Source organism: Rhodoferax potami (assembly GCF_032193805.1).
In the GTDB taxonomy this organism is placed as follows: Bacteria; Pseudomonadota; Gammaproteobacteria; order Burkholderiales; family Burkholderiaceae_C; genus Allorhodoferax; species Allorhodoferax potami_A.
Genome location: NZ_JAVBIK010000001.1, coordinates 2694394 through 2706602, shown reverse-complemented (window position 1 = coordinate 2706602; position 12209 = coordinate 2694394). Strand labels below are relative to the sequence as shown.

Here is a 12209-nt window from a genome sequence, read left to right as displayed (position 1 = left end):
GCGTGCGCCTCAGGCGGACTGGGCTGCCCATTCGGTGGGCGAGAAAGTTTTCATCGACAAGGCGTGCACCTCGTCGGTTTGCATGCGGTTGCCCAAGGTGGCGTACACCAAGCGCTGACGCTGGACGAGGCGTTTGCCTTCGAATTCGGGCGACACGATGGTGGCGTACCAGTGGCGGCCATCGCCTTCGAGCGCGCAATGGTCACAGGCGAGGCCTGCGGTGATAAGGGCTTGGAGTTGGTCTGCGGTCATAAGAATCTCAGCTGCGGATTTTGTAGCCGCTGCGCAGCAGTTGAAGGGCAATCAGGCTCACCACCACGGTGGCGCCGCCGACGACAGCAAGGCTCATCCACGGGGACACGTCGCTGATGCCAAAGAAGCCGAAGCGGAAGCCGTCAATCATGTAGAAAAACGGGTTGAAGTGGCTCACCCCTTGCCAGAACGCGGGCAAGGAATGGATGGAATAAAACACGCCGCTCAAGAACGTCATGGGCATGACCACAAAGTTCTGGAAGGCGGCCAGCTGGTCGAACTTCTCGGCCCACAAGCCGGCAATCAGCCCCAGTGCAGCCATCAGGGTAGCGCCCAGAATGGCGAACACCAAAATCCACACCGGCGCTGCATAGCTCATGGGGGTGAAGAAAGCCGCCACCACAAACACGCCCAGCGCCACCACCAAACCGCGAATCACAGCGGCACCCACGTAGGCCACAAACCAGTTGAAATACGACAGCGGGGTGAGCAACAGGAACACCAGATTGCCCATGACCTTGCTCATGATGAGCGAGGACGAGCTGTTGGCAAACGCGTTTTGCAGCAGGCTCATCATCGCCAAGCCGGGCACCAGAAAGGCGGTGTAACTGACCTGGTCGTACACCTTCACATGGCTCTCCAGCGCGTGGCCGAAGATCAGCAGATACAGCATGGCGGTCAGCACCGGCCCGGCGATCGTTTGTGCCGCAACTTTCCAGAAGCGCAGGGTCTCTTTGTAGAGCAGGGTTTGCCAGCCGTTCATGCGTGTGCTCCTTGCTTGTTCATGATGTCAAGGAACACATCTTCCAGATCCGCTTTGCGGATCTCTACATCTTCCACGGCGACGCCGGCTTGGCGCACCGCTGCAAGGTAGTTTTCGATTTCGAGTGCGTTGTTGGCAGGCAGCTGGACGATACGGCCGGTGATACGCGCACGCGCGGCCAACTCAGCCGGCAATGCATCGGCCGTCTTGAAACGCAGCACATTGCTACTGGCGGCCTTGAGCAGGTCGCTGGTTTTGTCCAACGCCACAATACGGCCGGTCTTAAGCATGGCAATGCGCCCGCACAAGGCTTCGGCCTCTTCCAGGTAGTGGGTAGTGAGCAGCACCGTGCTGCCCTGTTTGTTGAGGTTGGCGACAAACTGCCACAGCGTCTGGCGCAACTCCACATCCACACCCGCAGTGGGCTCGTCCAACACGATAACGGGGGGTTTGTGCACCAAAGCCTGCGCCACCAGCACACGGCGCTTCATGCCACCGGAAAGTTGGCGCATGTTGGCATTGGCCTTGTCGGCCAGGCCGAGGCCTTCCAGCAACTCATCGACCCAGGCGTCGTTGTTTCGCAGACCGAAGTAGCCGGACTGGATGCGCAGCATTTCGCGCACATTGAAAAACGGATCGAAGACCAGTTCTTGGGGCACCACGCCCAGTTTGCGGCGGGCATCGGCGTAGTCGGTCTGTACATCGCTGCCCAGCACTTGCACATGGCCACTGGTGGGGCGGGACAAGCCGGCCAGCATGCTGATCAGGGTGGTTTTGCCCGCTCCATTGGGGCCGAGGAGACCAAAAAATTCGCCCTCTTCGATGTTGAGACTGACGTTATCGACTGCCTTGAAGGTGGAGCCTTTCGGCCCCTTGGGCGAGGGATACGTCTTGGAGATGGATTGGAAAGAGATGGCGGGCATAAAGAACCCGCGATTTTACGCTGCCGGTCTCAGGCGGGCTTGAGCAGCGCATCAATCCCATACAGGGCGGCCAGATCGCGCAAACGGGCCGGAAGCTTTTGCACGGCAAACATCTTGCCGGCCTTGGCGCACTCGCGCCGCAGCTCCAGCAAGACAGCCAGCGCAGATGAGTCGAAGCGCTGCAAACGCTCGCCATCGACCACCACCGTACTGGCCTCGTGCTGCAGCCCATCCCGCAGTTCGGACAAACAGGCTGGTGCGACCTCGTGGGTCATCGTGGCAGGCAGCTTAAGCACATCAGCCTTTCTTGGCGTTCGCCTTGTTTTGTTCAGCCAGGGCATCGATCAGTCCATCGACGCCTTTCGCATTGATCTGCTGGGCAAATTGACTGCGATACGTTTCGACCAGCCACACACCCAGCACGTTCAGGTTGTAAATCTTCCAGCCGGCACCAACACCCGGGGTCTTCTCCAATCGGTAGTCCAGCTGAATAGGATCGCCCTTACCTTTAATTTCGGTACGAACCACCACTTCTTTATCCTCAGGCGCAGCGCGCAGAGGTTTCATGGCAATACTTTGGTCGCTGACTTGCGCCAATGCACCGGCATAGGTGCGGACCAACAGGGTTTTAAACTCCTCTTGCAAGCGCTTTTGCTGCTCGGGGCTCGCCTGGCGCCAACCGGGTCCGACGGCGGAAGCTGTCATGCGCTGGAAGTTCACATTGGGCATGATGCGCGAATCTACCAAGGCCACAATTTTGCTGGTGTCGCCCGCACGCAATGTCTTGTCGGCTTTGATGGTGTCCAACACATCAACCGAGAGGCGTTTGATCAGGGCATCGGGAGCCTCGTCATCCGCATGGACCGGGCTGCTGACCAAACCACCCAAGGCTGCCATCACCACCAATGCGCCGCTTACAAAATCACGTTTTTTCAACATCACTCTTTTCCTCAAACAGTGCCAGATTATCGTTTTTGCGGAAAGTCACCCACAGAAACGGCTACGACCTTACGGCTCCGAGGGTTCCTCTTCGGGCGGATTGCCGTCATACACCTGATAACGCTGGCGCTGCAAATACGCATCACGGGTAAACGAGTAGCGATCAAGCGCGGCACCACTCACCACATCTTCAGCCCCCAAAAAACCGGCGCGTGTATCCACCAGATCGACCACGGTGAGCCCGGTGCGGGTTGCTTCGTCGCCCAATTGGTTCACCAGATTGCCGCGGTTGTCGATCGGCAAGGCGCCCACCTCGCGCAATGTGTAGGGCCCCAGCAGGGGCAACACCACATAAGGACCGGCACCGACGCCCCATCGCCCTAGCGTGATGTTGAAGTTTGCAGGATGTTTTTCAATATTCAGGTCACTGGCCACGTCGACCAAGCCGCCGAGGCCCAGTGTGCTGTTGATCATCACCCGCCCGAGGCTATCCCCGAAGGCTTGACCGCGCAGTTGCAGGGCGTTGTTAACCGTAGACCAGACGTCATCCAGGTTTGCGAAAAAATTCTTGATGCCCTTGCGCCCAAAGGCAGGCACGGTGTTGACATAAGCCGTCGCCACAGGCTTTAGCACGGCGCGATCTACCGCGTCGTTGAAGCCAAACACGGTGCGATTGATGGACTCCAAGGGGTCGCGCGGGTCAGGATTAGCAACCGTGGCGCAGCCTTGGAGCAAAGCCACCAAGGCCACACCCAGCATCCAGCGGATCGAGGGGCGCATCATGGTGCCTCTTTGGCGGATGGGCCGTCCGCCGCTTTGCTGTACAGGAACTGACTGATCAGGTTCTCCAACACCACCGCGCTCTGGGTGGTGCTGATGACATCGCCGGCCGCGAGGTTGGCGCTGTCAGCACCGGCTTCAATGCCGATGTACTGCTCGCCGAGCAAACCGCTGGTCAAAATTTTGAGCGAACTGTCTTTGGGGAATACGAACTGCTTGTCCATCGACAGGTTTACTTTAGCCTGAAAGGTTTTGTCATCAAACCCGATGGACTCCACCCGACCGACCACCACACCGGCGCTTTTGACGGCTGCTTTGGGCTTGAGGCCCCCGATGTTGTCGAACTTGGCTGTCACGGGGTAGCCTTTGTCGACACTGAAGCTCAACAAATTGGCGGACTGCAGTGCCAGAAACACCAGCGCCAAGGCGCCGAGCAAAACAAACAAGCCCACCCATACATCATTTTTTGAACGCTGCATTTTCCCCCCTCAAATACTGAACATCATGGCCGTCAGGACAAAGTCCAAGGCCAACACGGTAAGCGACGCCACCACCACGGTCCGGGTCGTGGCACGGGCCACTCCCTCAGGTGTCGGCTGCGCTTCAAAACCCTGCAACAAGGCGATAAAGCTCACGGCAAAACCGAACACTACGCTCTTGAGCACCCCGTTACCCACGTCAACCCAGGCATCCACACCGCTTTGCATCTGGCTCCAGAATGCGCCGGAATCAATCCCGATCATCGGCACGCTGACCACCCAGCCCCCCAGCACGCCAACGGCACTGAATATGGCCGCAAGGATGGGCATGGCAATGACAGCCCCCCAAAAGCGAGGCGCCAAAATACGGGCCACCGGGTCGACTGCCATCATCTCCATGGCGCTGAGCTGCTCACCCGCCTTCATCAGGCCAATTTCTGCGGTGAGCGAAGTGCCCGCGCGGCCGGCAAACAGCAGCGCCGTCAACACCGGGCCAAACTCCCGCACCAAGCTCAGGCTGATCAGCATACCCACCGAGTCTGCAGCACCAAAGCGCTGCAAGCCATAGTAGTACTGCAAGCCCATCACGAAGCCCACAAAAACGCCCGACACCGCGATGATGGCCAGCGAGTAGTTGCCCATGAAGTGAATCTGGTCGCGCAACAACGCCGGACGGCGCAACACCGCCCCCAAGGAGGCGACCAAGCGGAAGAACAAGCGGGCACCCGCACCCGCGTCCGCCAGCTTGCTGCGCACGGCATAGCCCAATTCAGCTGGTTGCAAGAACTTCATGAAGGGGCCCCGACAGAAAAATCCGCATCCACAGGGGCGGCAGGGTAATGGAAGCGCACCGGACCTTCGGGGAGCGCATTCACGAACTGATGGACCAAAGGATCGACACTGTCACGCACCTCTTGGGGCGTGCCTTGTGCCGCAATTTTGCCGTTGGCCAAAATAATGACTTGGTCCGCGATGTGGAAGGTTTCTTCCAGATCGTGCGACACCACAATGCTGGTCAGGCCCATGGCATCGTTGAGTTGACGGATCAGGCGGGCGGCGGTACCCAATGAAATCGGGTCCAAACCTGCAAACGGTTCGTCATACATCACCAACTCGGGATCCAAAGCGATGGCGCGTGCCAGCGCGACGCGGCGTGCCATGCCGCCGGACACTTCGGACGGCATCAAGTCCCGGGCGCCCCGCAGGCCCACGGCATTAAGCTTCATCAGCACGATGTCGCGGATCAAGGCCTCGGGCAATTCGGTGTGCTCACGCAGCGGAAAGGCCACGTTGTCAAACACGCTCAAGTCGGTGAACAAGGCACCAAACTGAAACAGCATGCCCATGCGCCGGCGGGCCGCATACAGCTCCGCGGTGTTCATCCGGGTGATGTCCTGGCAGGCACCCTCGCCCGGGGCACCATGGAGAAGCACTTGTCCGCTTTGAGCGCGGTATTGCCCGCCGATCAGGCGAAGCACGGTGGTTTTTCCGCCTCCTGAGGCTCCCATTAGCGCAGTGACCTTGCCACGAGGGACGGTCAGGCTGATGCCGTCGAGAATGCGACGCTCCCCGTACCCGAAGGAGACGTTGTTCAATTCAACCAGAGCTGTAGAAGATGTTGGAGCCATAAAGCAAGAAGGCCGGGATGTGCCCGGCCTTGGAATGATAAGGGGGAAAACCCTTATCAGCGTGGCAGGTCGGAAAAGCCCATCAGGAACTCATCCACCGCTCGGGCTGCTTGACGGCCTTCACGGATCGCCCATACCACCAACGACTGGCCGCGGCGGATGTCGCCAGCGGCAAACACTTTGGGCACATTGGTCGCGTAGCCACCGGTGAAATCGGTCGTTGCCTTGGCGTTTCCACGTGCGTCCTTATCTATGCCGAAGGACTCCAGCACGGTCGCCACCGGGTTCACAAAGCCCATGGCCAACAGCACGAGGTCGGCCTTGAGTACTTTTTCTGTGCCGGGCACATCGATCAACTTGCCGTCTTTGAATTCGACTTGTACGGTCTTGAGACCCGTGACCTTGCCCTTTTCGCCGATGAACTCTTTGGTCGAGATGGAGAACACACGCTCGCAACCTTCTTCGTGGCTGGAGCTGGTGCGCAGCTTCAGTGGCCAGTAAGGCCAGGTCATGGGGCGGTTTTCCTCAGCCGGTGGCTCGGGCATCACCTCGAATTGGGTCACGCTGACCGCGCCATGGCGGTTGGAGGTGCCCACGCAGTCAGAGCCGGTATCACCACCGCCGATGACGATGACATGCTTGCCGTCAGCGCGCAACTGGTTCTTGAGCTTGTCGCCGGCGTTGACCTTGTTTTGCTGGGGCAGGAATTCCATGGCGAAATGGATACCGTCCAGATCGCGGCCGGGCACAGGCAAATCGCGGGACTGCTCGGAGCCGCCGGTCAGAAGCACAGCGTCGAAATCCTTCTTGAGCTGCTCGGGGGAAATGGTTTCCTTGGCCCAGTTGGTAACTTTGGAGCCCTTGGGCATTTCACCCACCAACACGCCGGTGCGGATGGTCACGCCTTCAGCGACCAACTGCTCAGCGCGGCGGTCGATGTGGGACTTTTCCATCTTGAAGTCAGGAATGCCGTAGCGCAGCAGGCCGCCGATACGGTCGTTCTTTTCGAACAGCGTGACGTCGTGACCCACGCGGGCCAGCTGCTGGGCTGCGGCCATACCCGCGGGGCCGGAGCCGACCACGGCCACTTTTTTGCCGGTCTTGACGGTAGAGGGCTGGGGCTTCACCCAACCTTCATGCCAGGCGCGGTCGATGATGGCGTGCTCGATCGACTTGATGCCCACCGCCTCTTCATTGACGTTCAAGGTGCAGGCTGCCTCGCAAGGAGCGGGGCAGATGCGACCGGTGAACTCGGGGAAGTTGTTGGTGCTGTGCAGGGTGTCGATTGCAGCCTTCCAGTCCTTGCGGAAGACGAGGTCGTTGAAGTCCGGAATGATGTTGTTGACCGGGCAGCCGTTGTTGCAGAACGGCGTACCGCAGTCCATGCAGCGCGCGGCTTGCTTGTTGGCCTGTGCATCGTCCAGACCGATGACGAACTCTTTGTAGTTCTTCAAGCGCTCGGCAACGGGCTTGTAGCCCTCCTCGATGCGCTCAAACTCCATGAAGCCAGTGACTTTTCCCATGATGTGTGTCCTTGTACGTTAGATCAGACCGGCCTTACTTGGCTGCGGCTGCTTCTTTTTTGTAGCAGCGTCCGCAGACTTGGCGGGCGCTGGAGCCGATTTACGTGCATGAATATCACCCAAAGCACGCTTGTACTCATTGGGGAACACCTTCACGAACTTGGCGCGGGACACGTCCCAGTTGTCCAACAACTCGCGTGCACGCTTGCTACCGGTCCAACGGTTGTGGTCTTCGAGCAGCTTCTTCAGCTGGGCTTCATCCGACTCACCACGGTGCCAGACCGCTTTGTCCACCGCCGTAGCTTGCTCGGCCGCGGTCAATACCTTCTCGAGGCTGACCATGGCAGTGTTGCAACGCTTGGCGAACTGGCCGTCTTCGTCGTACACATAGGCGATACCGCCGCTCATACCGGCTGCAAAGTTGCGGCCGGTTTTACCCAACACGGCCACCGTACCGCCGGTCATGTACTCGCAACCGTGGTCGCCAGTGCCTTCGACCACTGCAGTGGCGCCAGACAAGCGGACCGCAAAGCGCTCACCGGCCACGCCGCTCAGGAAGGCTTCGCCGGTAGTCGCACCGTACATCACCGTGTTACCCACGATGGTGTTACGGATGGCGTCACCGCGGAAGTCGATGCTTGGACGCACGACCACGCGGCCGCCGGACAGGCCCTTGCCGGTGTAGTCGTTGGCATCGCCAATCAGGTACAGGGTGATGCCCTTGGCAAGGAAAGCGCCGAAGGACTGGCCGCCTGTGCCTTCTAGCTGGATGCGGATGGTGTCATCCGGCAAGCCTTCTGGGTGCACCTTGGTCACCGCACCGGAGAGCATGGCGCCCACCGAACGGTTCACGTTGCGTGCACGCTCCATGAATTGCACTTTTTCACCCTTGTCGATAGCAGCGCGGCTCTTGGCGATCAACACGTTGTCCAGCGCCTTCTCCAAGCCGTGGTCTTGCTCCAGCGTCTGGAAGCGTGGGACGTCGGCCGGCACATTGGGCTGGGCAAACAGGCGGCTGAAGTCCAAGCCCTGTGCTTTCCAGTGCTCGATGCTCTTGCGGGTGTCGAGCAGGTCGGAGCGGCCGATCATGTCGTCGAACTTGCGGATACCCAGCTGGGCCATGATCTGGCGCACTTCTTCCGCGATGAAGAAGAAGTAGTTCACCACGTGCTCTGGCTTGCCGGAGAACTTGGCGCGCAACACGGGGTCTTGGGTCGCCACGCCCACGGGGCAGGTGTTCAGGTGGCACTTGCGCATCATGATGCAGCCTTCCACCACCAGCGGTGCGGTAGCGAAGCCGAATTCGTCCGCACCCAACAAGGCGCCGATCGCGACGTCACGGCCGGTCTTCATCTGGCCGTCGGCCTGCACGCGGATGCGGCTGCGCAAGCGGTTCAGCACCAAAGTCTGCTGGGTTTCGGCCAAACCGATTTCCCAAGGGCTGCCGCAATGCTTGATGGAGGACCATGGCGAAGCGCCAGTACCACCATCGTGGCCAGCGATCACCACGTGGTCGGCCTTGCACTTGGCAACGCCGGCAGCGATGGTGCCCACACCGATTTCAGACACCAGCTTGACGCTGATGCCGGAGTGCGGCGCCACGTTCTTCAGATCGTGGATCAGCTGGGCCAAGTCCTCGATGGAGTAGATATCGTGGTGTGGAGGGGGCGAAATCAGGCCCACACCAGGCACGGAGTGACGCAGCTTGCCGATGTAGTCAGACACTTTGCCGCCTGGCAACTGGCCGCCTTCACCGGGCTTGGCGCCCTGAGCCATCTTGATCTGGATCTGGTCTGCGCTGTGCAGGTATTCGGCAGTCACACCAAAGCGGCCCGAAGCCACTTGCTTGATGCGGCTGCGCAGGGAGTCACCGGCCAACAGGGGCAGGTCCACTTCCACGTTCTCGGCGCCGATCACGCTCTTGAGGCTGTCGCCCTGCTTGATCGGGATGCCCTTGAGTTCGTTGCGGTAACGCGCCGCGTCTTCACCACCTTCACCGGTGTTGCTCTTGCCGCCGATGCGGTTCATGGCCACCGCCAATGTCGCGTGAGCTTCGGTGGAGATGGAGCCCAAAGACATGGCGCCGGTCGCAAAACGCTTGACGATTTCTTTGGCGGACTCGACTTCTTCGAGCGGAATCGCCTTGGCGGGATCCACCTTGAACTCGAACAGGCCGCGCAGCGTCAGGTGGCGCTTGGACTGGTCGTTGATGATCTGGGCGTACTCTTTGTAGGTATTCCAGTTGTTAGCGCGGGTGGAGTGCTGCAGCTTGGCAATCGCATCCGGGGTCCACATGTGCTCTTCACCACGGGTGCGCCAGGCGTATTCGCCACCGGCATCCAAGGCGTTGGCCAACACGGGGCTGTCGCCGAAGGCCAGCTTGTGCATGCGGATGGCTTCTTCCGCGATCTCGAACACGCCGATACCTTCCACCTTGCTGGGGGTGCGGGTGAAGTACTTGTCGATGGTTTCGGTGTTCAGGCCGATGGCTTCGAACAACTGAGCACCGCAGTACGACATGTAGGTCGACACGCCCATCTTGGACATGATCTTGGACAGGCCCTTGCCGATCGCCTTGATGTAGTTGTAGATGGCCTTTTCAGCGCTCAGGTCGCCCGGCAACTCTTTGTGGATGCTTTGCAGGGTTTCCATGGCGAGGTAGGGGTGCACGGCTTCTGCGCCGTAACCCGCCAACACCGCGAAGTGGTGCACCTCGCGGGCAGTACCGGTTTCGACCACCAGACCTGCTGTAGTGCGCAGGCCTTCACGCACCAGATGCTGGTGAATGGAAGACAAGGCCAGCAGCGCGGGGATAGCGACCTGGGTCGCGCTGATGCTGCGGTCGCTGATGATCAGGATGTTGTTGCCGCTCTTGATGGCGTCAACCGCCTCGGCGCACAAGGAGGCCAGCTTGGCTTCTACACCTTCATGGCCCCAGGCCAAAGGATAGGTGATGTCGAGGGTGTAGCTACGGAACTTGCCCTGGGTATGGTGCTCGATGTTGCGCACCTTGGCCATGTCGGCAAAGTCCAGCACCGGCTGGCTCACCTCCAAGCGCATCGGCGGGTTCACCTGGTTGATGTCCAACAGGTTGGGCTTGGGTCCGATAAAGGACACCAAAGACATCACGATCGCTTCGCGGATCGGGTCGATCGGCGGGTTGGTCACCTGGGCAAACAGCTGCTTGAAGTAGCTGTAGAGCGGCTTGTTTTTGTCGGACAGCACAGCCAAGGGGCTGTCGTTGCCCATGGAACCGATCGCCTCTTCACCGGCTGCCGCCATAGGCGCGATCAGGAACTTCAAGTCTTCCTGGGTGAAACCAAATGCTTGCTGGCGGTCCAGCAAGCTCACTTGGTCCGTGATGCGCTTGGGCTCAACGCCCGCCACCACGGCCGACAAAGCGCTGTCGGTACGACGCTCGTCAAAGGTGACGTTGTCGAGCTTGATGCGCAGGTTCTCAATCCACTGCTTGTAGGGCTTGCTGTTGGCGAGGCTGGCTTTGAGCTCCTCGTCATCGATCATGCGGCCTTGCTCCAAGTCAATCAGGAACATCTTGCCGGGCTGCAGGCGCCACTTGCGCACAATTTTGTTCTCAGGCACTGGCAACACGCCGGACTCGGAGCCCATGATGACCAAGTCGTCATCAGTGATGCAGTAGCGGGAAGGACGCAGACCGTTGCGGTCCAGCGTGGCGCCGATCTGGCGACCATCGGTGAACACGATCGAGGCTGGGCCGTCCCATGGCTCCATCATCGCTGCGTGGTATTCATAGAAGGCCTTGCGGCGCTCGTCCATGGTGGTGTGCTGCTCCCATGGCTCTGGGATCATCATCATCACGGCTTGGCTGATGGGGTAGCCCGCCATGGTCAACAGCTCAAGGCAGTTGTCGAAAGTGGCGGTGTCGGACTGGTCCGCAAAGCTGATGGGGTAGAGCTTTTGCAGATCGGCAGCCAACACGGGAGAAGACATCACGCCTTCGCGGGCCTTCATCCAGTTGTAGTTGCCTTTAACGGTGTTGATTTCACCGTTGTGAGCCACATAGCGGTAGGGGTGAGCCAATGGCCATTCGGGGAAGGTGTTGGTGGAGAAGCGCTGGTGCACCAGCCCCAGAGCCGACACGCAACGGGCGTCTTCCAGATCCTTGAAGTACACACCCACCTGGTCGGCCAGCAGCAGGCCCTTGTAGACCACGGTTCGGCTGGACATGCTGGGCACGTAATACTCTTTGGAGTGGGTCAAGCCCAGTGCTTGAATGTTGGCGCTGGCGGTCTTGCGGATCACGTACAGCTTGCGCTCCAGCGCGTCTTGCACGATCACGTCGTTGCCGCGGCCGATGAAGACTTGACGCAGGATAGGCTCTTTGGCGCGCACGGTGGGCGACATGGGCATATCGCGGTTCACCGGCACATCGCGCCAACCCAACAGCACCTGGCCTTCGGCCTTGATGGCGCGTTCCATTTCCTGCTCGCAAGCGAGGCGGGAGGCGTGCTCTTTGGGCAAGAAGATCATGCCGACGCCGTATTCGCCTTGGGGCGGCAAGGTCACGCCTTGCTTGGCCATTTCTTCGCGGTACAGCGCATCAGGCAACTGGATCAAGATACCTGCGCCATCGCCCATCAGTGCGTCTGCGCCTACTGCGCCGCGATGGTCCAAGTTTTCGAGGATCTTGAGTGCATTTTTGACGATGTCATGGCTCTTCTCGCCCCGGATGTGCGCGACAAAACCGACGCCGCAGGCATCGTGCTCATTCGCGTTGGAATACAAACCGTGGTCTTTGAGATATTGGATTTCGGCTGCCGTGGTCATGGCGCACTCCTGAAAATTGCAGTGGGTTTGGAGAATACTGCAACGCAACAAAAGTGCCAAGATTTTTAAATGGGGTCTGACCCCATTTAAATTAACCCGAAATGACGTCTTAATTT

The 12209-nt window shown here is 59.6% G+C and carries 11 protein-coding genes; all 11 read right to left on the bottom strand.

Annotated features, from left to right (window positions below; all coding sequences use genetic code 11):
• Positions 1–9: 9 nt before the first annotated feature.
• Complete coding sequence (locus tag RAE19_RS13005; protein WP_313875289.1) at positions 10–252, bottom strand: BolA family protein; 243 nt, start codon at positions 250–252, stop codon at positions 10–12.
• A gap of 7 nt (positions 253–259) precedes the next feature.
• Positions 260–1015 carry an ABC transporter permease gene (locus RAE19_RS13000; RefSeq protein ID WP_313875288.1) on the bottom strand — a complete coding sequence of 252 codons (756 nt, stop codon included), beginning with the start codon at positions 1013–1015 and terminating at the stop codon, positions 260–262.
• Positions 1012–1938 (bottom strand): ABC transporter ATP-binding protein, encoded by a 927-nt coding sequence (locus RAE19_RS12995; protein WP_313875287.1) that lies wholly within the window; start codon positions 1936–1938, stop codon positions 1012–1014. Before RAE19_RS12995 ends, RAE19_RS13000 begins: the two co-directional genes overlap by 4 nt.
• A gap of 29 nt (positions 1939–1967) precedes the next feature.
• A complete protein-coding gene (locus tag RAE19_RS12990) occupies positions 1968–2234 on the bottom strand; it encodes an STAS domain-containing protein (RefSeq protein WP_313875286.1) in 267 nt (88 codons plus the stop codon).
• 1 nt (position 2235) lies between these two features.
• Positions 2236–2835: an MlaC/ttg2D family ABC transporter substrate-binding protein gene (locus tag RAE19_RS12985; protein ID WP_313876235.1), complete on the bottom strand. Its 600-nt coding sequence runs from the start codon at positions 2833–2835 to the stop codon at positions 2236–2238.
• 111 nt (positions 2836–2946) lie between these two features.
• On the bottom strand, positions 2947–3660 hold the full coding sequence (locus RAE19_RS12980; protein WP_313875285.1) for an MlaA family lipoprotein: 714 nt from the start codon (positions 3658–3660) through the stop codon (positions 2947–2949).
• A complete protein-coding gene (gene mlaD, locus RAE19_RS12975; RefSeq protein WP_313875284.1) occupies positions 3657–4136 on the bottom strand; it encodes an outer membrane lipid asymmetry maintenance protein MlaD in 480 nt (159 codons plus the stop codon). Before mlaD ends, RAE19_RS12980 begins: the two co-directional genes overlap by 4 nt.
• A 9-nt stretch (positions 4137–4145) precedes the next feature.
• Complete coding sequence (gene mlaE / locus RAE19_RS12970; protein WP_313875283.1) at positions 4146–4928, bottom strand: lipid asymmetry maintenance ABC transporter permease subunit MlaE; 783 nt, start codon at positions 4926–4928, stop codon at positions 4146–4148.
• The gene (locus RAE19_RS12965; protein WP_313875282.1) at positions 4925–5764 is read right to left on the bottom strand and encodes an ABC transporter ATP-binding protein; all 840 of its coding nucleotides are present in this window, start codon (positions 5762–5764) and stop codon (positions 4925–4927) included. Before RAE19_RS12965 ends, mlaE begins: the two co-directional genes overlap by 4 nt.
• Positions 5765–5820: 56 nt before the next feature.
• Complete coding sequence (locus RAE19_RS12960; RefSeq protein ID WP_313875281.1) at positions 5821–7287, bottom strand: glutamate synthase subunit beta; 1467 nt, start codon at positions 7285–7287, stop codon at positions 5821–5823.
• An 18-nt stretch (positions 7288–7305) separates the two neighbouring features.
• Positions 7306–12093, bottom strand: a complete 4788-nt coding sequence (locus RAE19_RS12955; protein WP_313875280.1) for a glutamate synthase-related protein — start codon at positions 12091–12093, stop codon at positions 7306–7308.
• Positions 12094–12209: the final 116 nt, after the last annotated feature.